Below are 23,657 nucleotides of genomic sequence, written 5' to 3' on the forward strand. Positions count from 1 at the left end.
GTCGCCCGGACAGGCGATGATGGAGGCAACCTGTGGGAAAGAAATCCAGCAAGTCGCGATCGAAAGCGCACAAACGACGAACCACGGCGACACGATCCGGGGGCGGCCCACCGGCTCCCCACCCCGGTGCCATACGTACTGAGCCCCAGCCAAGGCATCCCCTCTCAGCGGTGGCCCCACATTCTGCGGTCAGCGTCGCCGCCGCCGATTATCTTCGAAGCAGGGGCCACTCGCCCGGCAGCGGTGCACTCCATCCCACTGTCGCCCGGGCTTTCGCGCCGGCCTCCACTACCCCACCGCGAGCGTCGGCCCAGGCCGCAGATCCGACGATCGATACTGCAGCGCCGCCGGAGCGCCCACGTGCCCGCACGCCTGAAGCTGTTGCGCCCGCACCGCAGAGTTACGCACCCAAGCGCTCACCAGCCACCAGTTGTACCGATGAGATTTCCCAGGTCGAGCCGCTGGGGCTTGCGGTGACGTACTGGGGTGTCGGCGGGGCCGATGCCGAGCCCAGCCACGACGTGGCGATTCGCTTCACTGGATCGCGGGTGGAAGTCGAGGGCCATGCATCGACCGAGAAGGTCGGTTTCGATCGGACTCTGGTCGTGAAATCACGTCCAGCCGCTGGAGGCCGGTTCGCCGCGACCACCCGTATTCAGGGCATTGCCAGCGGGGAGTGGGAGGTGAGTGCGCGACGCATCGACGGGGGCGCAGACAGTAGCGAACGGCAGCAGAACTCTGTGCTCACCGCGCGCACTGCGCTACTGACATACGGTCCCGCTGTGCGGGTGTGGAGTTGGCCGGCGTTGGTAGCCGCGGGAGCGGTGGTTGCATTGATTGTTCAGGGATTCCTGCTCTCACGCATGGATGCCAATGTTGCTGCTGCTGTTGCAATTTCAGCTCTGAGTTGCATTCTGGGATATATCGGTGCCAAGGTTTGGTACTTGATCTTGCACCGTCGACCGATATCTACTTTCATCCGCGCAGGAGCGTGCATACAAGGCTTCCTCCTCGTTTCGCTCGGCACCTTGGTCATCGGCGGAGCACTCGGGGGTATGGACGTCGGCGCAGTCCTGGATGCAACCACCCCGGGATTGTTTCTCGGCATGGCGATCGGTCGTCCGGGATGCTTCTTGGCGGGCTGCTGTTCGGGGCGTCCGACTCGATCTCGGTGGGGCCTGTTTTCGTCCGATCGCACCCTGGCGACGAGGAGGATTCCGGTTCAGCTCTACGAGGCCGCTGCAGCCCTGTTGATCGCGGGAGTTGCGCTCGCCGCGGTACTTCAGGTCGACCTTCCCGTCGGAGGGCTGGTCTTCCTGGGGAGTATTGCCGCATACACATTGGTCCGGCAAGGCCTGTTTCTGTTTCGAGTGGACGCGCACACTCGTCGAGGCCGACTCACTGTCTCGCTCATCTGCTGCGCGGTCCTCATCGGCGTCCTCGCAGCGTCGCAGGTGCTCTCGTGATCACCGAACGTATTTTTATGCGTGTGCCTTTCGGTGATCACCTCGATGCGATGGCACCGCATTCGGTGTCCCGATCGACGCTCCGTAGTCCGGCATCGATACTGACTGTCCTCGTCCTTGCACTCGCTGGATGTACCGGCGGCGAGGCCACTGAGCCCAGTGCGTCGATGCCCGTCGCTACGCGGGCAGAACTGCTCGATCCCGCTGACTTCGCCGCCGCGATTGCCGATCCCGGCCGAGTCACGATCAACGTCCATACCCCCAACGAGGGCCAGCTCCCTGGAACCGATTCGAGTCTTCCCTTCGACCAGATCCGACAACAGGCCGCGACGTTGCCGCCCGACCGGACCACACCGCTGGCGATCTACTGCCGTACCGGGACAATGAGCGCCACCGCGGCGAAAGACCTGGCCGCTCTCGGCTATACCGATGTCGTCGAACTACAAGGCGGCATGCTCGCGTGGCGACACACCGGACGAACCATCGAAGAATGATCAATCACCTTCCGCAGTGCCGACCCCGGAGGTTGATCACCAGAACGTGTCCGATGAAATCGGATGCCGAGATCGTCTTGTTCGGGGTTCACCAGGTCGGGACCGGACAATTCGCCGATGGTTCCCGCTGCTGCCGGGAAGTAGTCGATATCGGTTTGCCACCGGGCGCAACGGAGTCGAACGGGCCCCCTCCCCGTACCGCCGAATCAGAACCTCTCGCGCATGCTGTCCCGCTCAGCGCTACCAGCGCAGGGATGCCGCCGCTTGCGGAATGCCTTCTCGGCGGTGCTTCGGCTCCGTCGGCCAACTCGCTCACGAGCAATAGCGTGTGGACGTGCAGGCGCGCGATGACAGGCCAAAAACGAGACGGCGGCCGCCGGAGGACGCGGGCGCTCTACACCGAGGCGTACAAGCGTGAGCGCCGCCGTCAAGGTCGGGGTTGGGTGGTCCTGATGGCGGGTGTCGTGATCGGTGCGACCCACGTCGTAATTCATCTCGGGCAGCTTCGGTTTCTTCCGAGCGCCGGATGGCAGGATCTCGCGGTCGGCTATCCGATGGCGATGGTCCTCGCGCTCGTCGGTCTCATGATGATCGCTTCCCGCACCCGAAAGCCGAGGGGCGAGTATTGCGGACTCGCTCCCGTGATCTGTAGTGCCGCGCGGGGCATTTCATCCCACCGCGCAGGATGCCAACGTCATGGCCCCCAGCAGGGCCACTACTGGTAACGCAGGCAGGGCAACGGCGGTGCACGCTACGAACGCCCGCGCCCACCGGAGGGGAGCATGCGGGATCACTCGGTCCACGGCGAGACGATCGAGCCGCACAACGGTGGCATCGGAAACCATACCGAGGGCGGGCAGAGGAACAGGGTGCGGGCGCAGCGAAGTCAGAGCGCGCCGCACGGGGTCTCGTCCGTGCGAGCGGGCTGCGCGGGCGTCCGCGTCGAGTTCGACCAGAGCGCGCACGAGCGAAGGTGACGCTCGCATGATCGGTAGCCACGGAAACGCATAGGCCACCGACTCGGCAATGCCTACGAGCAGATGATGCCGGCCATCGATGTGTGCACGTTCGTGTGCGAGGACCGCCTCGACTTCAGCAGGCGTCAACTGCGTACGCAGCCCCTCGCTGGCCACGACCATCGCCGGTCGTCCCGCGACGCTGTACGCGAGAGGACTGTCCAACGGAAGCCACAAGGTCGACGCGGGTTGATTCGAACCGGAAAACCCGACGCCTCCAGCGATGATGCGCAGCAGATCGATGTGCCGCTCGTACACTCGCCGTCGCTCACACACTGCGCGCCTCAGGTGAATGATCCAGCGGACTGCGCCGCAGCCCAACATCGCAATCCCGACAACCCCGACGATGGCCTCGACGCGGGCAGGTATGTCGCCCTGAAGGGCGAGCCAGCATTGGTGTGCGATGTCGACCAGGGTCGTCACGCCCCCATGACTGGGGATCGCACTGAGCACGACCGGTACCGCAATGCTGACCAAGGTGCCCACAACGAGCGCCGACCACGTCAAGAGCGTGACGTGCGCATCGATACCTCTGTCGATCATCGACCTCATCAGCAATGGCGCGGCAGCCGCAACCAACAGCCCACCGAGGGCCCACAGGAGTACGGCAGTCACCTCTTACGCTCTTTCAGACCGCGGGTGAGCACCTTCGATTCGTCATCGGAAGCGCCGCGGGCGAAGTGCAGCAGCACGCTCGTCGGGTCGCCGGTCGATTCGAGAAGTATTCGCAAGGCGTCGGAGGCGGCTTCTTCCCTGCTTCGGGTGGCTTCGTACCAATATGCCCGTCCGTTGCGTTGTCGGTGTACCCAGCCTTTACGGTGCAAATTGTCGAGCACCGTCTGAATCGTGGTGTACGCCGGTTCTCGACCGTCCTCGAGTTGATCGATGACATCACGAACCCGGACTGCGGCGCTGGTATTCCACACCACGTCCATCACCAGAGCTTCGAGCTCTCCCAAACCCTGCATGAGTGCCTCCTAGGCGCGTGTTCACTCTATCCCGTCGAACGAGCCAGCTACGTGATCCTTCGGTAGCGAGCACCCTGGTCCGAGAGGTTTGCATGCCTCGAATACGAATGCGGCCGTAGGCTCACGCCAGGTAGGACACCGATGTCATCATTCCCGCTTCCCCGTGATAGAGGTTGTGGCAGTGCAGAAGCCACTGGCCGGGATTGTCGGTGTCGAAGTCGACTTCGACAGTTTGGTTCGGCAAGACCAGCGAGGTGTCCTTCCGGGGGCCTGATCCGGCACCGTTGACAACCTCGAAGGTGTGTCCGTGCAGATGCATGGGATGAAACATCGTGGTGGCGTTGACGAAGCGAAGTCGTACTCTTTCGCCTTCGCGAACGTCGAGGGGGGTGTGCTGCTCGTACGTCTCACCGTTGAGCGTCCAGGTGTACCCGCCCATCTCCATCCCGAGAGCGATGTCGTACGTGCGATCCGGCTCGCGTGCGGACAAGCGGACCGTATCGAGCGACCTCAGTCGATCAGCCATCACCGGGGCTGCAGAGAGTTCGGCAGGCCGGACTGAGGACTGCGGCGCGGCGCCTGGCCCGGTACGCAACACAGCGAACCCGCTCCCGTCCTTACCTTCCGCGGCGGCGACAATCGGAAACGCCCCGTCCTGCAAGGTGATGATTGCGTCGTAACGCTCTCCCATCCCTATCAACAAGCATTGCGCCTGCTCGGGCTGAACCGGAAATCCGTCGCTGTGAGTAACAGTGAGAGGATGCCCCCCCACTGCGAAACGGAAGGCCGTGTCGGCAGCTGCGTTGATGATGCGCAGGCGCAGCCGCTGGCCCGGCCGTCCGCCGAGCACGATGGGATCGGCCCCGATCTTGCCATTGATCAGGTAGTACGGGTAGCTCACGTCGCCGGTGTCGCCACCGAGAGGCGACTGGGCGGTGGGCGCGCTCATCGACATGCCGCCCATCGACATGCCCTCGCTGCGCAGCCGTTCGAGTTCTCGATCGGGGTCGCCGGCTACCCCGTCGAGCCAGTCGTCGAGGACCAGGACGGCTTCGAGGTCGTAGTCCGAGCCGTCGGCGGGGTCCTCGACGATCAGCGGTGCATACAGTCCTCTGTCGAGTTGGGTACCGACGTGAGGGTGAAAGAAGTACGTGCCCGCGTCGGGCACGGTGAAGTCGTAGCCGAACGAGTCACCGGAAGCCACAGCCGGCTGAGTCAGGCCCGGCACTCCGTCCATGTCGTTGCGCAAGGCGATTCCGTGCCAATGGATCGTCGTCTCCTGCTCGAGGCGGTTGTCGAGCTGTGCGCGCAACACATCACCTCGGCTCAGGCGAATCTCGGCACCGGGGAGTCTGTCGCCGAAAGTCCAGGTCTGTACCTGCACTCCGCCGAGGTCGACCGTGCTGGGCTGAGCACTCAAGGAAATATCGACTTGTCTGCCGGTAGCCGAGCGGCGCGCGTCCTCGGCCTGTCCCACCACATCGGAGTCCGGTCCGACGACTGCTGTTGCGGACGAGCCATTGCCGCATGCCCCCAACACGACGGCACTCGTTCCGGCCGCGCTCAGCGCGAGAAAGTTGCGGCGCGTGAGCGAGAACGCACCTGCCCGCTGCCCGGTCATACACATCTCCCAATTCTGTAGAAGTCCGTCCGCCGGCGGGCGTTCGATCCTCGCCGCGTTGCTGGTGCTGGTGCTCGTGCTCGTGCTCGTGCTGAGATCAGCGCACAAGCGCTGTTACCGCCTCCCGCACCTGACTCGGGTCGTAGAACACCGGCGTCGAGGTGATGCGCTCGATCGTTCCATCGCTCTGGACCAAGAAACTCAGGGGCAGGACAGGGGGCGCGTCAAGTGTCTGCAACGCCGCGTCGGCCTGATCGAACGAGGGATAGTGCACTCCCAGCTCGGTGAGCAGGCTCAATGCCGCATCGGCATCGTCTTGGACGTTGAGACCGACGACCCGAACCGCATCCGGTTCTGCGGCGTACTGGGCCAGAACCGGAATCTCCTGTCTACACGGACCGCACCACGACGCCCAGACATTGAGCAATGTGGGTTGCCCAGCCAGGGAGGTCCCCAGATCGGATAAGTCCGACGTTCCCAAGCATCGTGCGGACGTACCGACGAGCTCGCCAGTTACGGGGGACGGAACCGGCGACGAGGTCGGGCACGGCTCGAGGGCAGCACGGGTAGCGATCACTGCCGACGGGAGATCCTCGTCCTCGACGTGAGGTGCCGATCCTGCGGACCCCACCGACTGGGTCGAGGGATCTCGAGACCACAATGCCAGCGCTCCAACAACTGTCACGATGACGATGATCGCAAGTAGGGACCAGCGTGTCGTCACCCGCTGCACCCTGCACCTCTGTCTCGTTCACCTCGACGATGTCTTCCGGTCTGTCAGCGTCATACTACACGATCTACTATCTTCGATAGTAGCAACGTGGATCCTGCACGCCGTCAACGCTTTCGCGGCCCCTTCACCCTCGGGCCTCACAGTGCCAGCACACAGCTCTCCGGCCGTTCGCCGAAGACGACCGTCCCCATCGAGGCGCACGATGAAGGCCGTCCAGCGACGCCGAGTCCTTCTGGCGCAGAAGATATTACGTACATGAACTTCGGCTCCCGAGAAACAACCCGACGATCGAAATGGGTCGCAGGGTGCGAATGTTACCGATGTAATTCACTGTGACTGATGGTGCTTGTGCGGAAAGGGTGTAATAGTGATGCGGCGTGTCGCCTTGACTCGAAGGCGACCTGAATTACTGCCAGGTATGCAGTTGCCGTCCAGGAGGACCACCGACATGAGACCTCTGCCCTCGTCCTCGTACATGGCGCACCGAACTCGGTGGGGTACTCGCATCCTCGTCGGTACCGCGTTCGTGGGAGGCATCCTCGCGCTGGCACCCACGGCGTCTGCAGCCCCGGACGCCGATCCGGCTGCGCCGCCGCCTGCCTTCCCCGCGCAGGCCCAATCGGACCCGCACGTCCAACAGGAGGTCCTCGATCTCGTCGTCGGCGCACTACGCGAGATTCGCGCCAACGGTGCTCTCGACGACCTGGCCGGCCCACAGAGCCGCATCGTCTCCTGCCTCGTGGGCACGATCGGAGCCACCGATACAGCTGACGGACCAACGGGAGCCCTTTCGCGACTGATCCCCTGTCTCGCGCCGATCGACGACATCGACCCCACAGTTCTCCCCCGACTGGTGTCGTCGATGGACGTCGCCACACTTGCATCCACACTCGCGGCCGCCGAGACTCCCCACGATCCGGCCACCCCGCACACCTCGTCGCGCGCACATGCGGCGGTCCCACCCGGCAGGTCGAACGCCGAGCCCTCGACCGAACAACCGACCGCCCAAGGCACCCAGGACACCCAGGACCCCGAGTCGGCCGCCGACCCATCGACGCCCGAACTGCCCGCGCTCGAACCCGACGCCACTGTGCCCGAAACGTCGGCACCCGGCACGTCATCTGAAACAACGACACCCGAAACCACGACACCCGAGACGGGCGATCATTCGTCGGCCGCCCCGCAATCCCCCACCGACACAACAGGGTCGAGCACCGGAAAGTATCGTGCGCCGACAACAGGAACGTTGACCTCGACCTTCGGCGACGGCCGCGCCCATCAAGGCATCGACATCGCCAACTCCACCGGTACACCGATCGTCGCCGTCGCGGACGGCGACGTGATCAGCGCAGGACCGGCCCAGGGCTTCGGACTCTGGGTGCGCATACGCCACGATGACGGCACCGTAACGACCTACGGGCACAACAACGACAACCTCGTGACCGTAGGTCAACGCGTCGCGGCGGGCGAAGAAATTGCGACGGTAGGAAACCGGGGTGTCTCCAACGGTCCACATCTGCACTTCGAGGTCGACACACCCGCCGGCAACAAGGTCGACCCCAGACTTTGGCTCGCGGAACGCGGAGCCACCATCACCGGTTCCGATCGTGACTCGTAGCCCAGGATCGACCGCACCGGCCCGCCGATGGGAACGAATTCCGCACTGTTGCACCGGCTTCGGATGCGTCTCAGTGGTCTCGTTTTCACCATCGGACCTGAACGCTAAGTGCCTCGACATGTTCGGCGGGCGCGCAGTGCGATCGCCCGCATTCCGGTAAGTTCGCCGTACCTACTGCGAGCCCGAGAGGTGAAGCGGGGGCCTACTACGACCGAACGGCCGCGTCGGACAGCGCGACACCCCGAGAGGCGAGCCACTCCTGGGGATCGACCTTGCTCCCCGCCGCGTCGACGACCTCGAAATGCAGGTGAGGTCCGGTCGATTGGCCGCGATTGCCGACAGTGGCGATCTGCTCACCGGCTTGCACTCGTTGCCCCACGGTCACCAAGGTTTGGTCGATGTGCCCGTAGACCGTTGTCGTTCCATCGTCATGCTGAAGACGTACCCAGAGGCCGAAACCGTCCGCGGGGCCGGAATCGAGCACCGTGCCCTCCGCTGCCGCGTAGACGGGAGTTCCGATGGCGTTGGCGATGTCGAGTCCGGTGTGCGTAGTCCCCCATCGTGGACCGAAATCCGAGGTCAGGGTCCCGGCGACCGGACGAACGAACAGTGGTCGCAGCGCCGCTGCATCACGCGCAGCGCTCTCCTCTGCCCTTCGTTGCCCCTTCGCCAACTGCTCGATCGCATCGTTGATATTGGAGATCTCCGGTATGGCGAGGATCTGAGGCAAGTATTCGGCCACCGGGTCCTGCATCGGTGTCGCTTCGTGCACGGGGACTGCCTGCGCCTGGGCGGGACTCGCATATTGGGCACCCGCCGTGACCAGGGCACCCGCCGCCACCGCAATACCGACAGCGACGCTGCCGCGGCGCTCGGTGGCGCGCGATCGAGCGCGATGCCGCCCTCTCGGCGTCACCGCCACTCCCGGCACGTCACAGTCCGACAACTGTCGACGTCGGTCGGTCATGCGGGTCATACGGTGTTGTGCCACAGCAGAGTCCTCGGTAATCGAATGGAGCGAGGCGTAATCATCGACGTGCGCACCTCACTGATGTATCGAACGGATCACGACGCGATAACGAAAAGATACACGACGAGTGGGGTAATTACTATCATGGTTAGTAGTTCGATGTCCCCCGCAGTGGTTTCGTACCTCACGGCGCGGTAGCACCGGACGTCGACGGTCGGAGACCATCGGCCGGCGACCGCTGCCTTCTCCACGCCAGAGCACACCCCACGACAGCAAGAACGACCGCGGCGTACTCCGGAAGCACTCCCAGCCTTGTCGCCCACGTCGATTCCGTTTCCAGCGCAACATCAGCCACCAACGTCTGCGCAGTGAACAAGCCCGAACGATCTGCGACCTTCCCCTGTGGGTCGATGACGGCACTGACCCCACTGGTCGCCGCAACGAGAACAGTCCTGTTGTGCTCGACCGCCCGCAGCCGCGACATCGCCAACTGCTGGTAGGTCATATCGGTGCGCCCGAACGTCGCATTGTTGGTGGGGACCGTGATCAGTTGCGCTCCCGACCGCACGGAGTCGGTGACCAGCTCGTCGAATGCGACCTCGTAACAGGTGGCGACGGCCGTCGGGATTCCGGCGAGGTCGACGACACCGTCGCCCGAGCCGGGAACGAAGTTACCGGCCTGCGAGGCGTAGGAGGACAACCTCGTCATCACAGATCGCATCGGGAGATACTCTCCGAAAGGAACAAGTCTGCGTTTGTCGTGCCGCTCCCCCGGTCCGAGTACCGGATCCCACACGATCGAGGTATTCATCGAGGTGCCGTCGTCGTTACCGAGCACAGCTCCGACCAGAATCGGCACCCCGACCGACCGCGCTGCAGCGTCGATCCCGGCAGTGGCGTCGGCGTTGCGCAGTGGGTCGATATCGGATGCATTCTCCGGCCAGATCACCAGGTCGGGAGCGGGCACCCTGCCGGCGGTGATGTCGTCCCCGAGCTGCATTGTTCGCTCGATGTGATTGTCGAGAACTGCTCGACGTTGCGAGTTGAAGTCCAGACCCGACCGCGGAACGTTGCCTTGAACAACGGCGACCGTCGCACGCGCTGCGCCTGCATCGTCAGCGGGAGTGAGCGCGAAAGCCAGAGCCGGCACGATCACCACAGTGGCCACCGACCCGACTGCGAATCGCGGCGTCGGCGGGCGTACCTGGCGGACCACACTGGCCAGTGCCGCGCCGATCACTGCGACTGCAAAAGATACACCGGGCGCACCGGCGAACGCGGCAAGCGAGAGCAGAGGGCCGTCTGCTTGGGCGAAAGCTAGTTTCCCCCACGGAAATCCCCCGAACGGAATCCGTGCGCGCAGACCTTCGGTGGCGGTCCAGATCGCGGCGATCCACAGCGGTTCGAAGCGCAACCCGGACACTGCGGCCGCTGCAGCGGAGAACAGTGCCACTGCTATCGCTTGGATCGCCGCGAGCGCCAGCCACGGCGGGGCACCGACGTAGACACCCACCCAGGGCAGCAGAGGCAGAAAGAACGCCAATCCCGACAGATACCCGTAGAAGAACGCCGCCCGGATGGAACGGCCGCGGATGACGAGAACAAGAACCCCGACACCCAACGGCGCGAGGAACCACAGTGACCGAGGTGGGAAGCCCGCGTACAACAGCACACCAGCAGATACCGCACACGATGACCTGCCTGCTATCGCGGTGAACACACGGCGACGCCGGGTTCGTCGGTGACGGTTCACTGTTGTTGCAGCGGAGTCGATCTCGAGCATGCCTGCATGGCTCTTTTCTCGTGTACGGCATAGCGCCACCTGACCACCCTCGGTTGCTACTATGCACGATAGTAGTAACAGCGGTGAGCCCGGACCGGCTCCCCCGCCGACACCGCGGCTCTGCGACGTCGATGCATACCCCGGGCCATGCCCGGAATATCGACCGCGCACTTTCGCTGTGCCCTTCGTGGCCGGGCATCGACCGGTGCACGGACCACCCTCGGCTCACAAGATGCGTGCTGGACCCCGGGATGGAGACTGGCTTCTACCGCGCCGCAGCACGCCGACATATGCGGGTGCATCTGCTCTGGCGGCCATCATGATCACCGCCCCGATCGCCCTGGCCGTGTTCGACGTGACCAGAAACATGTGGTGCCTGCGGGCGGGCGGTGTGACCGCCCGATTCGGCGGCGCCACATCAGGGGCACCCTGAATGGGTTTGGGCCAACCCAGTTTCCGGCTGCTACCGTCGTGGCGTTGTGAGAATCTCTGCGCTGGGCCCGCCGCGCCTGCGGACGGTTATCGCAGTCGCCGCTGTCCTGTATTCGTTGGCTCACACCATCGCTCAATGCGGCATCGCCTGGGAACAGGACCATCACAGCGACGGCGTACACATCGTTTCGTCCTCGTCTCAGGCCGCCGCGGAACTCTCCCCCAACCACGCGCACATCGACGACGGATCGCCCCACATGGCGCACGATACGAACACCGTCATCGCAATGCCCCGATCCGACAACCCGCCCCGCCCATCGACCATCGCCGCGGTCGCAGCGATGGCCTTCGCTGTGGTGTTGGTGGCGATGTCTGCCCCGCGCATTTCGCGAGCCCCACCGGATCTACCCATTCCGATCCGGCACGGCCGAACCGTCTTGAACGAACTCTGTATCAACAGGTGCTGATCAGCAGCCCGCGGGCCATCCGAGGACTTCTCCTCTCATGGCCCAGTTCGTGCTGCCCATCACTCACTTACTGCGCTCCTCGCAGATCACATACAGGGACTACTCATCATGAACAGTGCTGTTCGCTCCACACTCGTGCCACCGTCCTCCGCCGGCCACATGTTGGCGACCGCCAAGAACTGCCCGGAACCGAGCACAATGGTCGGCAACACGCCCGTTCTGTGGATCGGTGAACCGTTCGCGGACTCCGGCCGCGGCTTCTGGGCGAAACTCGAAGGCAGCAATCCCGGTGGGATGAAAGACCGCCCCGCGCTGCACATGGTCGAAAAAGCCAAGGCCCGCGGCGACCTCGCTCCCGGCGCGATGATCATCGAATCCACCAGCGGAACCCTCGGCCTGGGTCTGGCCCTGGCCGGGATCACCCATCACCACCCCGTCACCCTCGTCGCCGACCCGGGACTGGAACCGATCGTGCACCGGATGCTCGCCGCGTACGGCGCCCGCGTCGAACTGGTCACCACACCGCACCCCGACGGCGGCTGGCAGCAGGCCCGGCGTGAGAAGGTCCGTGAGCTCCTCGACGCACATCCAGGGTCGTGGTGCCCGGATCAGTACACCAACCCGGACAACGTCGAGGCGTACGAGTCGCTCGCTCACGAACTCATCGCCCAGCTCGGACGCGTCGACACCTTGGTCTGCTCGGTGGGTACCGGAGGGCACTCCGCCGGGGTGGCCCGGGTGCTCCGGCAGTTCTGCCCCGACCTGAAACTGGTCGGTGTCGACACCATCGGATCGACGATCTTCGGGCAACCCGCAAGCGCTCGGCTCATGCGCGGACTGGGTTCGAGCATCTATCCCGACAATATCGACTATCCCGCCTTCGACGAGGTGCACTGGGTGGCCCCGCACGAAGCGGTGTGGTCGTGCCGCACCCTGGCGGCGACGCACCACGCCAGCGGCGGCTGGAGCGTCGGGGCCGTGGCCCTCGCGGCCGGCTGGATCGCTCGCACCAGCCCGCCGGAGACCCGGGTCGCGGCGGTCTTCCCCGACGGACCGCAGCGCTACTTCGACACCATCTACAACGACGACTACTGCACCGAACATGGCCTGCTCGACGTTGACCCGCCGACCGAGCCGACGACCATCGCCCACCCCACCGATGAGACCGTGACGTCGTGGACGCGGTGCGCCACCGTCGTCGATCCCACCGTCGTCGATCCCACCGTCGTCGATCCCACCGTCGTCGATCCCACCGTCGTCGATCCCACCGAAAGCGTTCGATGAAAACCCTTCTGACTCAGTTCCGTAGCTTCGACCGGCCCAGCCAGGTGTTGATGGTCAACCAGTTCTCCATCAACGTCGGTTTCTACATGCTGATGCCGTACCTGGCCGGGTATCTGGCCGGTCCCCTGGGCCTGGCGGCGTGGGCGGTCGGGCTGGTGCTGGGTATGCGCAACTTCTCCCAGCAAGGGATGTTCCTGCTCGGCGGCACCCTCGCCGACCGCCTCGGATACAAACCCTTGATCATCGCCGGCTGCCTGCTGCGGGTCGCCGGTTTCGTACTGCTCGCGGCCGCGGAATCGCTGCCGGCGATCCTGCTCGCCTCGGCCGCGACCGGGTTCGCCGGTGCGCTGTTCAACCCGGCCGTACGGGCGTACCTGGCCGCCGACGCAGGGCCACGGCGGGTCGAGGCGTTCGCGGTGTTCAACGTGTTCTATCAGGCCGGGATTCTGCTGGGCCCGTTGATCGGTCTCGCTCTGACCACCCTCGACTTCCGAGTCACCTCACTGGCCGCGGCCGCGATTTTTGCTGTTCTGACGATCGTGCAGATCTGGACGCTCCCCGCGCACCGGGCCGAAACGGCCGTCGCCAAGACATCGGTACTCGAGGACTGGCGGGTGGTGATGGCCAACCGGCCTTTCGTGCTGTTCGCGCTGGCGATGATCGGGTCCTACGTGCTTTCGTTCCAGATCTATCTTGCGCTGCCGCTGCAGGCGGCGGTAGTAGTCGGTGACGGCAGGTCCGACACCGCTCTGGTGACCTCGTTGTTCGTGGTCTCCGGCGTGGTCGCGATCGCCGGGCAGTTCCGGATCACGTCCTGGTTGTCCCGCAGGTGGGGTTCGGGGCGAAGCGTGGTGGTCGGTATGGCAATCATGGCGCTGGCGTTCCTCCCGCTGATCGTGCTGCCGAGCCCGGCCGCGCTGGGCGGGTGGGCCGCCGCCGGCGCCCTGGTGCTCACCGCCGCACTGCTGGCGGTCGGCACCGCCGCGGTGTTTCCGTTCGAGATGGACACGGTGGTGACCCTGTCGGGCGGGAAGCTCGTGGCCACCCATTACGGGTTCTACAACACCATCGTCGGGGTCGGCATCTTGCTCGGTAATCTGGGCACCGGTGCCGTCTTCGGGCTTCTCAGCGACGCGCATCTGGGTGCACTGATCTGGGCGATACTGACCCTGGTCGGGGCGGCATCTGTGGCCGCTCTCTATGCGCTCGATCGATCCGACCGGCTCACCCCACCCCCCACCGAGACCACGGTGACCGAAAGCGGCGAGGTACCGGCCACCAGCTAGCGGCAGTGCACGCCGAGAAATGGCCTGCATTGCCCACACCCAAGACCTCGACGATGATTGCCGAACACGAAGGTGTCGACGCGGCACCGTTCACGACTATCGACCGACCGGCGGCCCGCATTCACACGAATGCGGGCCACCCACGCCTCAGTCGGGGGTACTGCGGTGACGTTGGAGGCGACGGACGACGGGGTAACCCGTGACCACCCCGAGGACGATACCGATTTGCATGAGCATCCAGAACGCAGCGTCGGTGGCCGGTGGCATGGTCTCGGTGTAGTGCAGCAGCAGCATCCAGCCACCCATCCCGAGGTCGAAAGCCAGGACGGTCAACGCGGCGACGCCGAGCGCAGCCACGACAGAACGCCGATGGATTGCCTGCGTACCGACTACCGGTGTGATGGCCGAGCGCTCGTATACGAAGAGCATGATCGTGGCCAATATCGCGATGACGATGATCATCACCCAGAGGTCTATGCCGGCGATGGTGAGTCCGGAGGCGATCACCAGCGGCACCCCGATGAGGTGCGCGGCGGCAGAGGCTGTACCTCCCGGCAGTCCTGAGGCGACACCATGGGGCGAGGCCTGCACGGTCGTACTCGAAACGGGGGTGACGCTGCTGCGGCCGTGACGGCGGTAGGCGAGCAGGGCGAAGGGGCCGAGATAGAGGCCGGAGCCGATCCACACCACCTCGGTGGCGACGGTGCGGTGGCGGTGCCCACGGCGGTAGATATCGTCGGCTATCACCGCCGACGAGATGAGGGCGAAGGTAACCACTACCCACGCCAGTGGGGTCAACCAGGTGGGCAGGGTCGAGCCCATCGTCATGTCCATGTTCATGCTGTGCCTTTTCGTCGGGAGGGGAGGCCCCGCCACTGCGCGCGGAGTAGTCGGGGTGATGGAGCGATGAGTGGTGCACGGGGCCCGCATGACAGCGACCGAAACGGCCATCCGTGCGGCGCGAGCCCACCGAAGGACAGGGGCTCAGGATTGTGTCCCGAGCGACCTGTCAGACCCTGCTCACCGAGAGCTTCGCCAACGACAGCACTGTCCACGGCGGCGAACTCCACTCATACGACACAAGGTGCCCACGCGTGGGGTGCCGCCCCCTCTGCTGGTACTTACCATCCATGCGCACCCCGAGGGCAAGAGCCGTCGACGCACCGAGTGCCGTCACCGCCTCCACGCACGCGTGCGCGGAGCCACCGACGATCCCGCCGCAGTCCATGCCCCCGTGGACCTCGCCGGTAACCGTTCGCGCTTCGGTGTCCATGACCGTCGGCCGGGTGAGTACCGCATCGGTCGAGCCCATCTGGCGCATCTCCACAGGAGTGGCCGCCACGGTGTCGGCGGCCGCCGACGTTCCCAGTGAGCGTTGGGAGGCCAGTGCACACACGGTGACGACCACGACGACCAACAGCACGAGCACCCGCCGCGTGAGGCTGGTCGACACCGACATCTGTCGAGGGTAGCGCTACCGGCCCTGCTACACCGATGGGTACTACTGGGCGTCGTAGGTCGGGGATGCGCATTCCTGGCGACGGTGTACCGCCGCAGGGGTGTCCTCGATGCTCGTCATGTGCCCGTCGGCTACCGCGCATTCTTTTTCGTCGAGCTAGAACCGCCGCGGAAGCTGCTGGTTGCTCGATGACGACGCGGTCGACGCACCGCCTGTCTCCGATTCGAGGATCTCGAGAAGATCCTTCGACACTCTGTCCGCACGAGATTCGACGTCGGCAAGGACGGAAGCGACATCATCGAGAAGATCGTGGGCGTCTCTGCGCGCGCGCAATCCGCGTTCGTAGTAGCCGGAGTCGAGGACGCCCGCCGACGCAGGCTCTGGTGCGACGTTCGATTCTGGGTGCCGCTCCCGCATCCGAGGGCGGTGTTCCGGTCAGTGCCCAGGGTCATGCCGTAGCACCGGTGCGGCACATCTCATTGCATACCGTAGGGGGGTATGGTAAATCTATAGGTGGGTCGCGACGACCTCGATCACATTCCGAATCGAAGAAAGAAGGGCATCGATGAACACCACCGTCACCGTCACCGGAATGACCTGCGGGCACTGCGTCTCCTCGGTCCGCGAGGAGATCAGCGGCATCCCCGGTGTGACCGCCGTGAATGTCGACCTCGCGAGCGGCCGAGTCGATATCGACTCGGACACCACGATCGAGCAGACGGCCATCGCCCACGCAGTCGACGAGGCCGGCTACCAGCTCGCCTCCTGATCGACACCAGACCCGGACAGGAGATTCGCACGATGAACGCATCATCGAAGTTCGTCGGATTCACCATCGCCCTGGCCGCGGTCTTCGGGCTCGCCTTCGGGGCCGGGGACGCCTTCAGCCCCGAAGGTGCCGCACCACCCGACACACACGACACCTCGACTCACGACGCCGCCCCGGCGTCCACTGCGGGCGTGCCCGCCGCCTCGGAGCCGATGCCCGCCGGGCACGGACACGGACACACCATCACGTCCCGAGAGGAGCAACGATGAATCCCGTCACGCATCACCCCACCGCCGACGGCCGGGTCGAACTCGACATCGGTGGTATGACCTGCGCCTCCTGCGCGAACAGGATCGAGAAAAAGCTCAACAAGCTCGACGGTGTCACCGCGACGGTGAACTACGCCACCGAAAAGGCACGCGTCGACTACGTCGGTGATGTCTCGACCGAGGATCTCGTGGCCACCGTCGAACAAGCCGGTTACACCGCCACGGTCCCCGCGCCCGCCGCCTCCTCCACCGACCCCGACGCGGCCGGGCCAGCCGAGATCGACCCCACCGCCTCGCTGCGCCAACGCCTGCTCATATCGCTGGTGCTCAGCGTGCCGGTGATCGCGATGGCCATGGTTCCGGCACTGCAGTTCACCAACTGGCAGTGGCTTTCCTTGACCCTCGCCGCACCCGTGGTGGTGTGGGGGGCATGGCCGTTCCACAAGGCCGCCTTCACCAATCTGCGGCACGCCACCTCAACGATGGACACCCTGATCTCGATGGGCACCATCGCAGCACTGGGGTGGTCGTTGTATGCCCTGTTCTGGGGCACCGCCGGAACGGCCGGCATGACACACCCGTTCGAGCTGACCATCTCCCGCTCCGACGGGGCCGGCAACATCTACCTCGAGGCCGCAGCCGGAGTCACCACCTTCATCCTCGCCGGCCGCTACTTCGAAGCACGCTCCAAGCGACGCGCCGGTGCCGCCCTGCGTGCCCTGCTCGAGCTCGGTGCCAAGGAAGTCTCCGTCCTGCGCGAGGGTGTCGAACAGCGCATCCCCACCGATCAACTCATCGTCGGTGACGAGTTCGTCGTCCGCCCCGGGGAGAAGATCGCCACCGACGGCGTGGTCGCCGACGGCTCTTCCGCGGTCGACAATTCGATGTTGACCGGCGAATCCGTGCCCGTCGAGGTAGGACCCGATGATCTGGTCGTCGGCGCGACGGTCAACGTCGGTGGCCGAATCGTGGTCCGGGCGACCCGCATCGGCTCGGACACCCAGCTCGCACAGATGGCGAAACTCGTCGAAGACGCTCAGACCGGTAAAGCCCAAGCTCAGCGTCTGGCCGACAAGATCTCCGGAGTCTTCGTCCCGATCGTGATCGCCCTTGCCGCGGCGACACTCGGCTTCTGGATCGGCACCGGCGGTGGGATCGCGGCCGCGTTCACCGCAGCCGTCGCCGTCCTGATCATCGCCTGCCCGTGTGCCCTCGGCCTGGCCACCCCGACCGCGCTGATGGTCGGCACCGGCCGCGGCGCTCAGCTCGGCATCCTGATCAAGGGTCCCGAAGTGCTCGAATCGACCCGCCGTGTCGACACCGTGGTACTCGACAAGACCGGCACCGTCACCACCGGCAAGATGACTCTGCTCGACGTGATCACCGCCGACGGCGAGGACACCGCGCAGGTGCTGCGCCTGGCCGGTGCACTCGAAGATTCGTCCGAGCACCCCATCGCCCAGGCCATCGCCAAAGGTGCCCGCGAGAAGGTCGGAGCCCTGCCACCGGTGGAGCAGTTTATAAATATCGAAGGCCTCGGGGTGCAGGGCATAGTCGACGACCACGCAATGATCGTCGGACGGGCCCGCCTCCTCGCCGACCGGGCGCAGCAGCTGCCGGACGAACTCGCAAGTGCGATGCGTGCAGCCGAATCCGAGGGCAAGACCGCCGTCGCAGTCGGTTGGGACGGTCGGGCTCGCGGAGTACTGGTCGTCGCCGACGCGGTCAAACCCACCTCCGCCGAGGCGATCGAGCAGCTGCGGGGCCTGGGTTTGACGCCGATCATGCTCACCGGCGACAACGCAGCCGCCGCGCGTGCCATCGCCGACCAGGTCGGCATCCACGAAGTGATCGCGGAGGTGCTGCCCGCAGACAAGGTGGACGTCGTCAAAAGGCTGCAGGAGCAGGGCAAGGTAGTGGCGATGGTCGGCGACGGCGTGAACGACGCCGCCGCGTTGGCGCAGGCCGACCTCGGTCTGGCGATGGGCACCGGTACCGACGTTGCGATCGAAGCCAGCGATCTGACGTTGGTGCGCGGTGATCTGCGCGCAGCAGCGGATGCTATCCGCCTGTCCCGCCGAACGTTGGGCACCATCAAGGGCAACTTGTTCTGGGCGTTCGCCTACAACGTGGCTGCCCTCCCCTTGGCTGCGGCCGGGCTGCTCAATCCGATGCTGGCCGGTGCAGCGATGGCGTTCTCGTCGGTGTTCGTGGTCAGCAACAGCTTGCGGTTGCGCCGGTTCAAGTCCCTCACCGGATAACCGCGCGGGTAGAACAAGCACCCAAAAGGCTGGGGTGGGCGTGGCATGCAGGCGCGCCACCCCACCCCACCGCTACAACCCCGATGCAGCCTACGAAAGGAGAGGGCCATGTCCTTCGTGACAACGACCTTGGTGCAGATCACCCGGCACCCGGCGACCCGAGCGGTGGCCCGCTGCGCGGTGATGTGCGCTGCGGCGGCGGCCCAGCGACGACTCGACGGACCGACCCTCTCGCGCCATACCCCGGGCGGGCATAATCGAGGATGCTCGGCATGACACTCGGATTCCAGGAGGACACCATGGCCACTCCCGCGGCCGCGCAGGCACCCGCCGAGACCGACGGCCATGATCACGCCGCGCATGGCTACATCACCGAAAAGGACGCCTACCTCAAACGCCTCAAGCGCATCGAAGGCCAGGCCCGAGGACTGCAGCGCATGGTCGAGGAAGACAAGTACTGCATCGACATCCTCACCCAGGTCTCGGCGATGACCAAAGCCTTGCAGGCGGTGGCCATGGGCCTGCTCGAGGCTCACATCAGCCACTGCGTGGTCGACGCCGCCATCGCCGGCGGTCCCCAAGCCGACGCGAAGATCAAAGAGGCCACCGACGCGATCTCACGGCTCGTCCGCTCCTGAGCACCGGCAGTGCGAAGCCATTCCTCGCCGTCCACTCCCGCGTGCTTGTCGGAAACCTCGGCGAGGCGGCGCAGGCAGAGACCGTCATGACCGAAACCGTATCGGCGATTCTGCGCGATCGCCGAGTCCTCGCCACCGTGGCAGCGCTGGCAATACTGGCAGTGGCTGCCGCCCTCGTACCCCGCCCGTCGATCATTGTGGTGCGCGAGTGGGCGGAGTCGATGGGCCCGTCGTTCGTGGTGGTGTTCTTTCTGACCCAGGCGGTGTTGACGATTGCCCCGGTACCGCGCACGGTGTTCACCCTCAGCGCCGGACTGTTGTTCGGTCCCGCCACCGGGGTCGCCGTCACGATCGCCGCCACAACTGTCAGCGCTGTGCTGGCGTTGCTGCTGGTGCGCGCGCTCGGGCGCACCGCGGTGCAGGAGCGGCTGACGAATCCTGCGGTCAAGTCCATCGATGCCCGGTTGGCTCGGCGGGGGTGGCTGGCCGTCGGGTCCTTGCGGCTCATTGCCCCGGCACCGTTCGCCCTGGTCAACTACTGCTCCGGACTCTCCGCGGTGCGCCTGCTGCCCTACACGACGGCCACTGTCGTGGGGATTCTGCCCGGTACGATCGCCGCGGTGCTGTTCGGGGACGCTTTGACCGGGCGAACGAGTCCGGCATTGATAGTGGTGACGTCGGTCTGCGTGGCCGCCGGGGTGGCAGGATTGCTGGCCGACGCCCGCCTGCCGGTGTCGCAGGCACAGCCCAACACCGCAGATGGTGCATCGAGAAGCGGTCGCCTTCGTCGTCTGTTGCTGCCGGACCGCGGATAGGACGTGGCGAGAAATCCTACAATTTTGCTGCGCCTGCACCGCCAAAGCCAGCGGAGTTGCCGAACTCCTGACCTACGCGAGAAGTAGGGCACGCGCGTTCCCCGTGGATTCGCAGTCGAAGAGCCCACACCATCACCCCCACCGACATCACTCCGATCACGGGCTGCACGGGTGCCCATAGATCCAGAGCACCGCTCACCCCGACCGCCACCACTACCAGTTTGTTGCATATCGGACATCCGACCGCCAACAACGACAACGCATTCGCACTGACCCCTACACGGGAAGAAACCGACGACGCCAGCCCAGTGCTCACGTATGTCGCAAGAATGAGGCCACTGAGAACTGCGGTGGCAATCCACACCGGATAGTTCCACCACAACACCGGGGTCATTCGAACGTAGAACGCAGTGTGGATGATCCCGGTGGGGATCGCCACGACCAGCGCGGCCACCGTCGCGCCCAGTAACGCGGCCACCCAACGGCGCGCCGGCCAGTCACGCATCGTCACAGTCGTCATCCCTCTCCCGGTCAGCGGATACCACCCCACCATCTACTATGAATGATAGTAGTTTGCAGGTGCGGTGAGTCGGCGTCAATCGACGCCGACTCGCCGCCCATACGGCACAGGCGTCGAGCGTCGACGCGAGCCTCAGTCGACCGTGAGGAACCGTCTACGACTGCCGATACCCGACAATGGTGACCGGCGAGGCCGGACACAGTCCCATGCGGCTCTCGCCGCGCTCCGTTTCCTTCGCTGGTGACGCAGGGAACCCACACCGACCCCAGAGGATTTCTTCTGTGCATTCTTTTTCAGGCCCGACGCGGCGTGTCCGCGCTACCCTGATCGCCTCGATCATCGTTGTTGCCGCGGCATTTTCGGCAAATGCTCCAGCTTCGGCGGACCCTGCTGCACCCCCGGTGAACGCATCCGAAGCCGTACGACAACTCGCTGAACTCAATGCGACCGCCTTCACTCTCACCGAGAGCATGTACGCCGCGCAGGACACCCTCGATCGTCGCCGCGGCGAACTGAGTACCGCAGTTCGATTCGCCCACGAGACCTCGGCGGCGGCTCGGGAAGCCGAAGTGGCCGCATCTGCCAACCGTCGAGCACTGGCCACAGCTGTCGACGCCGCGTACAAAGGTGTACCGCAATCCCCTCTCGGGGCCGTTCTGGTCGCGGACAGCCCACAGCAACTACTCGATCAGATGGTGTTGTTGGACCGGATCCTCGCCGATCGAGCCGCTGCACTCGCCGACTCGACACAGATCGACGACGAAGCGCGAGACCAGCTCGAACAAGCCCGGCAAGCACAGGCGTCCGCTGCGGTAGCCGAGGCGGACGCCGCACGTACACAACGCGACCTCGAGCAACGCCAGACCGACCTGGCCGATCAGATCGCCAAAATCACCGACCGATTCGCCGCCCTCACCGATGCGGATCGAGCTGCCATCGTCAGCCCCGGCACCACGAATCCTTCCGAGCTACCCGCCGCCGTCTCGGCTGCGAGTGGAACATCAGCGGAGGCGATGCGCATCGCCCTCGACCAACTCGGCAAACCCTATTCCTGGGGAGCTACCGGGCCGGGGTCCTTCGATTGCTCCGGACTGATCTACTTCGCCTACAAACAACTGGGACTGACCGTTCCACGCGTGGCCGCAGACCAAGCACGAGCGGGCACACCTGTCTCCCGCGAATCAGTGCAACCGGGTGACTTCATCTCTCTCTACTCACCGATCGGACACATCGGGATCTACATCGGCGACGGGAAATACGTCAACGCCCCCACCGGCGGCGACGTCGTCAAAGTCGCGCCCGTTCCCTGGGATGAAGTGACGGCAATCAACCGGCCCATCGCCACCTGATTCGATGTCCACGGTCCGGACGCCGCGACCGCGAGGAGGCCGGATGCCCCGTGTGGCGGACCGGTAAGATCGAACCGGTGAGGACTTCAGCCACGGAACCTATGAACCAGAAGTGGCTCCTAGGTGCTGTTTGCGCTTCGGTAGTGCTGTTCGGGGTCCTTCTCATGCATTCTGCGCCGATGTCGTTCGCAACGGCGACGGGTATCGGCGAACACTCGATGACCTCGGCGGTGAGCGCTCCACCTGCCGTCGACGAGCATTCGGGAGCATCATCTGCGACAGCATCGGAGAGTGGTTCCGCAGCACACTGCGGGAACGGCTGTGGCGATCACAGCTCGGTCATGCATCTGTGTCTGGCTATCATCGGTGCTGTCGCGGCGTTGGCCGTCTTACGGGCAATCGTTGTGGGCTTCGCCGGTTCTCTCGTCCACGCTGCGCGACTGACAGCAGTTCGTCATCGAACCGGGCACCCGCCGCCCTGGACCATTTTCACTCTCTCCGAGTTGTCTGTGCTTCGGATCTGACAGGTGACTCACCGTTGTGTGAGACACAGATATCGACGGGTCAGTGCGCCTGTCGATCCGAACCACCCCACCATAATTTCAGGAGTTTGTTATGCGTTCGAATCGACCTACCCGCTTCACGATCGCGATAACGGCGGCTTCCGCTGTCGCCGCCGCAATTCTCGCTGGCTGCAGCAGTAACGACGGCGAAATGAACATGCCCGGCATGTCGAGCAGCGATACACCGGCCTCGTCGTCCTCTCAGAATTCCGCCGAAGCATCGGCCGAATTCAACGATGCCGATGTCACGTTCGTCGAAGGGATGTACCCCCACCATGCACAAGCGGTGGAGATGGCCTCACTTGTCGACGGCCGAACCGAGAATGCTCAGGTCATCGAGCTGGCCCAGGCCATCGAAGCAGCTCAAGCACCGGAGATGGAGCAGATGAATGCTCTGCTCACCGCATGGGGACAGCCCGCAGCATCCGCCGACATGGGCGGAATGGACATGGGCGGAATGGACATGGGGAGCGGCGGCATGACCGGCATGATGAGCCAGGAAGACATGGACATGTTGGCGGCCGCCAACGGAGCGGAGTTCGACTCCATGTGGCTCACCATGATGATCGAGCACCACAAGGGGGCAATCGAGATGGCTCAGGTCGAGTTGGCCGACGGCTCCAATGCTGATGCCAAGGAGCTTGCCTCCACAATCATCGATGCGCAGCAGAGCGAAATCTCCACAATGGAAAGCCTGCTCGCCCAGTAACTCTCAACGCTGGGAACTATCAACTCGAAGGGCGGGGCTCGGCCGATACCGAGCCCCGCCCTTCGGTTTCGAAGGACCCTGACCCGTCGAGCTGCCACACCGATCAACACGGCCCCGGAAACATGCCCTCCCCTGCTGATGCACCCGCCTGCGGGGTCCTTGGGACA

26 protein-coding genes are annotated in these 23,657 nt (G+C 64.9%); 16 read left to right on the plus strand and 10 right to left on the minus strand.

Features of this window, described 5'->3' with window-relative positions; genetic code table 11:
- The first annotated feature begins 170 nt into the window (after positions 1-170).
- A complete protein-coding gene (locus CH302_RS28725; protein WP_230593573.1) occupies positions 171-1,466 on the plus strand; it encodes a prolipoprotein diacylglyceryl transferase family protein in 1,296 nt (431 codons plus the stop codon).
- Positions 1,463-1,960, plus strand: a complete 498-nt coding sequence (locus tag CH302_RS28730) for a rhodanese-like domain-containing protein (protein ID WP_230593572.1) — start codon at positions 1,463-1,465, stop codon at positions 1,958-1,960. Before CH302_RS28725 ends, CH302_RS28730 begins: the two co-directional genes overlap by 4 nt.
- Positions 1,961-2,628: 668 nt before the next feature.
- Here CH302_RS28730 and CH302_RS28740 read toward each other — a convergent pair.
- The 4 genes from CH302_RS28740 to CH302_RS28755 form a co-directional block, all read right to left on the minus strand.
- Positions 2,629-3,591 carry a M56 family metallopeptidase gene (locus CH302_RS28740; protein ID WP_094610784.1) on the minus strand — a complete coding sequence of 321 codons (963 nt, stop codon included), beginning with the start codon at positions 3,589-3,591 and terminating at the stop codon, positions 2,629-2,631.
- Positions 3,588-3,944: a BlaI/MecI/CopY family transcriptional regulator gene (locus CH302_RS28745; protein WP_094610783.1), complete on the minus strand. Its 357-nt coding sequence runs from the start codon at positions 3,942-3,944 to the stop codon at positions 3,588-3,590. The genes CH302_RS28740 and CH302_RS28745 overlap by 4 nt, the downstream gene beginning before the upstream one ends.
- A gap of 121 nt (positions 3,945-4,065) precedes the next feature.
- Positions 4,066-5,565, minus strand: coding sequence for a multicopper oxidase family protein (locus tag CH302_RS28750; protein ID WP_094610819.1), 1,500 nt, complete (start codon positions 5,563-5,565; stop codon positions 4,066-4,068).
- A gap of 97 nt (positions 5,566-5,662) precedes the next feature.
- Positions 5,663-6,250 (minus strand): TlpA family protein disulfide reductase, encoded by a 588-nt coding sequence (locus CH302_RS28755; RefSeq protein WP_080733473.1) that lies wholly within the window; start codon positions 6,248-6,250, stop codon positions 5,663-5,665.
- A gap of 496 nt (positions 6,251-6,746) precedes the next feature.
- Here CH302_RS28755 and CH302_RS30800 point away from each other — a divergent pair, with 496 nt between their 5' ends.
- Complete coding sequence (locus tag CH302_RS30800) at positions 6,747-7,916, plus strand: peptidoglycan DD-metalloendopeptidase family protein (RefSeq protein ID WP_255139211.1); 1,170 nt, start codon at positions 6,747-6,749, stop codon at positions 7,914-7,916.
- Positions 7,917-8,121: 205 nt separating this feature from the next.
- On the opposite strand, the gene CH302_RS28765 is transcribed toward CH302_RS30800, so the two are convergent.
- Together CH302_RS28765 and lnt are read right to left on the minus strand one after the other, a co-directional pair.
- Positions 8,122-8,907 carry a M23 family metallopeptidase gene (locus tag CH302_RS28765; protein ID WP_255139213.1) on the minus strand — a complete coding sequence of 262 codons (786 nt, stop codon included), beginning with the start codon at positions 8,905-8,907 and terminating at the stop codon, positions 8,122-8,124.
- A 163-nt stretch (positions 8,908-9,070) separates the two neighbouring features.
- On the minus strand, positions 9,071-10,669 hold the full coding sequence (gene lnt, locus CH302_RS28770; protein ID WP_094610781.1) for an apolipoprotein N-acyltransferase: 1,599 nt from the start codon (positions 10,667-10,669) through the stop codon (positions 9,071-9,073).
- A gap of 232 nt (positions 10,670-10,901) precedes the next feature.
- On the opposite strand from lnt, the gene CH302_RS28775 reads away from it, so the two are divergent.
- The 4 genes from CH302_RS28775 (at position 10,902) to CH302_RS28790 (ending at position 14,138) form a co-directional block, all read left to right on the plus strand.
- Positions 10,902-11,102, plus strand: a complete 201-nt coding sequence (locus CH302_RS28775; protein WP_141215894.1) for a hypothetical protein — start codon at positions 10,902-10,904, stop codon at positions 11,100-11,102.
- Between the two features lie 46 nt (positions 11,103-11,148).
- Positions 11,149-11,568: a hypothetical protein gene (locus CH302_RS28780; RefSeq protein ID WP_255139215.1), complete on the plus strand. Its 420-nt coding sequence runs from the start codon at positions 11,149-11,151 to the stop codon at positions 11,566-11,568.
- A 108-nt stretch (positions 11,569-11,676) separates the two neighbouring features.
- Positions 11,677-12,852: a PLP-dependent cysteine synthase family protein gene (locus tag CH302_RS28785; RefSeq protein ID WP_441347082.1), complete on the plus strand. Its 1,176-nt coding sequence runs from the start codon at positions 11,677-11,679 to the stop codon at positions 12,850-12,852.
- Positions 12,849-14,138 (plus strand): MFS transporter, encoded by a 1,290-nt coding sequence (locus tag CH302_RS28790; RefSeq protein ID WP_094610779.1) that lies wholly within the window; start codon positions 12,849-12,851, stop codon positions 14,136-14,138. Before CH302_RS28785 ends, CH302_RS28790 begins: the two co-directional genes overlap by 4 nt.
- Before the next feature lie 147 nt (positions 14,139-14,285).
- Here the strand turns inward: CH302_RS28790 and CH302_RS28795 are convergent, their stop codons facing one another.
- The 3 genes from CH302_RS28795 to CH302_RS28805 form a co-directional block, all read right to left on the minus strand.
- A complete protein-coding gene (locus CH302_RS28795) occupies positions 14,286-14,978 on the minus strand; it encodes a DUF4396 domain-containing protein (RefSeq protein ID WP_176458353.1) in 693 nt (230 codons plus the stop codon).
- Positions 14,979-15,147: 169 nt separating this feature from the next.
- A complete protein-coding gene (locus CH302_RS28800) occupies positions 15,148-15,597 on the minus strand; it encodes a hypothetical protein (RefSeq protein ID WP_094610777.1) in 450 nt (149 codons plus the stop codon).
- Positions 15,598-15,753: 156 nt separating this feature from the next.
- Positions 15,754-16,014 carry a hypothetical protein gene (locus CH302_RS28805; protein ID WP_094610776.1) on the minus strand — a complete coding sequence of 87 codons (261 nt, stop codon included), beginning with the start codon at positions 16,012-16,014 and terminating at the stop codon, positions 15,754-15,756.
- Positions 16,015-16,162: 148 nt separating this feature from the next.
- Between CH302_RS28805 and CH302_RS28810 the strand changes: the two genes are divergently transcribed.
- The 6 genes from CH302_RS28810 to CH302_RS28830 all read left to right on the plus strand — a co-directional run bounded on the left by CH302_RS28810 (position 16,163) and on the right by CH302_RS28830 (position 20,349).
- Positions 16,163-16,366, plus strand: coding sequence for a heavy-metal-associated domain-containing protein (locus CH302_RS28810; RefSeq protein WP_094610775.1), 204 nt, complete (start codon positions 16,163-16,165; stop codon positions 16,364-16,366).
- A gap of 32 nt (positions 16,367-16,398) precedes the next feature.
- Positions 16,399-16,635, plus strand: coding sequence for a hypothetical protein (locus tag CH302_RS28815; RefSeq protein WP_094610774.1), 237 nt, complete (start codon positions 16,399-16,401; stop codon positions 16,633-16,635).
- Positions 16,632-18,896 (plus strand): heavy metal translocating P-type ATPase, encoded by a 2,265-nt coding sequence (locus CH302_RS28820; RefSeq protein WP_094610773.1) that lies wholly within the window; start codon positions 16,632-16,634, stop codon positions 18,894-18,896. The genes CH302_RS28815 and CH302_RS28820 overlap by 4 nt, the downstream gene beginning before the upstream one ends.
- Positions 18,897-19,004: 108 nt before the next feature.
- Positions 19,005-19,172, plus strand: coding sequence for a hypothetical protein (locus tag CH302_RS30400; RefSeq protein WP_155288777.1), 168 nt, complete (start codon positions 19,005-19,007; stop codon positions 19,170-19,172).
- 23 nt (positions 19,173-19,195) lie between these two features.
- Positions 19,196-19,534 (plus strand): metal-sensitive transcriptional regulator, encoded by a 339-nt coding sequence (locus CH302_RS28825; RefSeq protein WP_032375786.1) that lies wholly within the window; start codon positions 19,196-19,198, stop codon positions 19,532-19,534.
- 86 nt (positions 19,535-19,620) lie between these two features.
- Complete coding sequence (locus CH302_RS28830) at positions 19,621-20,349, plus strand: TVP38/TMEM64 family protein (RefSeq protein ID WP_094610816.1); 729 nt, start codon at positions 19,621-19,623, stop codon at positions 20,347-20,349.
- 16 nt (positions 20,350-20,365) lie between these two features.
- Here the strand turns inward: CH302_RS28830 and CH302_RS28835 are convergent, their stop codons facing one another.
- Entirely contained in the window at positions 20,366-20,869 is a 504-nt protein-coding gene (locus CH302_RS28835) for a hypothetical protein (protein WP_176458352.1), read from the minus strand.
- A gap of 401 nt (positions 20,870-21,270) precedes the next feature.
- Between CH302_RS28835 and CH302_RS28840 the strand changes: the two genes are divergently transcribed.
- From CH302_RS28840 to CH302_RS28850, 3 genes are all read left to right on the plus strand, one after another.
- Complete coding sequence (locus CH302_RS28840; protein ID WP_176460804.1) at positions 21,271-22,218, plus strand: NlpC/P60 family protein; 948 nt, start codon at positions 21,271-21,273, stop codon at positions 22,216-22,218.
- Positions 22,219-22,319: 101 nt separating this feature from the next.
- The gene (locus CH302_RS30940) at positions 22,320-22,742 is read left to right on the plus strand and encodes a DUF6153 family protein (RefSeq protein WP_369597548.1); all 423 of its coding nucleotides are present in this window, start codon (positions 22,320-22,322) and stop codon (positions 22,740-22,742) included.
- Positions 22,743-22,833: 91 nt separating this feature from the next.
- Complete coding sequence (locus CH302_RS28850) at positions 22,834-23,490, plus strand: DUF305 domain-containing protein (protein ID WP_094610770.1); 657 nt, start codon at positions 22,834-22,836, stop codon at positions 23,488-23,490.
- Positions 23,491-23,657: the final 167 nt, after the last annotated feature.

Source organism: Rhodococcus sp. 15-2388-1-1a (assembly GCF_002259145.1).
GTDB lineage: Bacteria > Actinomycetota > Actinomycetes > Mycobacteriales > Mycobacteriaceae > Rhodococcoides.

What these genes read in the sequence shown, in the direction of transcription:
- CH302_RS28745 (WP_094610783.1), bottom strand. Translation starts at nt 3,944, where the DNA reads ATGCAGGGTTTGGGAGAGCTCGAAGCTCTGGTGATGGACGTGGTGTGG.
- CH302_RS28750 (WP_094610819.1), bottom strand. Translation starts at nt 5,565, where the DNA reads ATGACCGGGCAGCGGGCAGGTGCGTTCTCGCTCACGCGCCGCAACTTT.
- CH302_RS30800 (WP_255139211.1), top strand. Translation starts at nt 6,747, where the DNA reads ATGAGACCTCTGCCCTCGTCCTCGTACATGGCGCACCGAACTCGGTGG.
- lnt (WP_094610781.1), bottom strand. Translation starts at nt 10,669, where the DNA reads ATGCTCGAGATCGACTCCGCTGCAACAACAGTGAACCGTCACCGACGA.
- CH302_RS28775 (WP_141215894.1), top strand. Translation starts at nt 10,902, where the DNA reads ATGCGTGCTGGACCCCGGGATGGAGACTGGCTTCTACCGCGCCGCAGC.
- CH302_RS28785 (WP_441347082.1), top strand. Translation starts at nt 11,677, where the DNA reads ATGAACAGTGCTGTTCGCTCCACACTCGTGCCACCGTCCTCCGCCGGC.
- CH302_RS28790 (WP_094610779.1), top strand. Translation starts at nt 12,849, where the DNA reads ATGAAAACCCTTCTGACTCAGTTCCGTAGCTTCGACCGGCCCAGCCAG.
- CH302_RS28795 (WP_176458353.1), bottom strand. Translation starts at nt 14,978, where the DNA reads ATGAACATGGACATGACGATGGGCTCGACCCTGCCCACCTGGTTGACC.
- CH302_RS28800 (WP_094610777.1), bottom strand. Translation starts at nt 15,597, where the DNA reads ATGTCGGTGTCGACCAGCCTCACGCGGCGGGTGCTCGTGCTGTTGGTC.
- CH302_RS28805 (WP_094610776.1), bottom strand. Translation starts at nt 16,014, where the DNA reads ATGCGGGAGCGGCACCCAGAATCGAACGTCGCACCAGAGCCTGCGTCG.
- CH302_RS28810 (WP_094610775.1), top strand. Translation starts at nt 16,163, where the DNA reads ATGAACACCACCGTCACCGTCACCGGAATGACCTGCGGGCACTGCGTC.
- CH302_RS28815 (WP_094610774.1), top strand. Translation starts at nt 16,399, where the DNA reads ATGAACGCATCATCGAAGTTCGTCGGATTCACCATCGCCCTGGCCGCG.
- CH302_RS28820 (WP_094610773.1), top strand. Translation starts at nt 16,632, where the DNA reads ATGAATCCCGTCACGCATCACCCCACCGCCGACGGCCGGGTCGAACTC.
- CH302_RS30400 (WP_155288777.1), top strand. Translation starts at nt 19,005, where the DNA reads ATGTCCTTCGTGACAACGACCTTGGTGCAGATCACCCGGCACCCGGCG.
- CH302_RS28825 (WP_032375786.1), top strand. Translation starts at nt 19,196, where the DNA reads ATGGCCACTCCCGCGGCCGCGCAGGCACCCGCCGAGACCGACGGCCAT.
- CH302_RS28830 (WP_094610816.1), top strand. Translation starts at nt 19,621, where the DNA reads ATGACCGAAACCGTATCGGCGATTCTGCGCGATCGCCGAGTCCTCGCC.
- CH302_RS28835 (WP_176458352.1), bottom strand. Translation starts at nt 20,869, where the DNA reads ATGACGACTGTGACGATGCGTGACTGGCCGGCGCGCCGTTGGGTGGCC.
- CH302_RS30940 (WP_369597548.1), top strand. Translation starts at nt 22,320, where the DNA reads ATGAACCAGAAGTGGCTCCTAGGTGCTGTTTGCGCTTCGGTAGTGCTG.
- CH302_RS28850 (WP_094610770.1), top strand. Translation starts at nt 22,834, where the DNA reads ATGCGTTCGAATCGACCTACCCGCTTCACGATCGCGATAACGGCGGCT.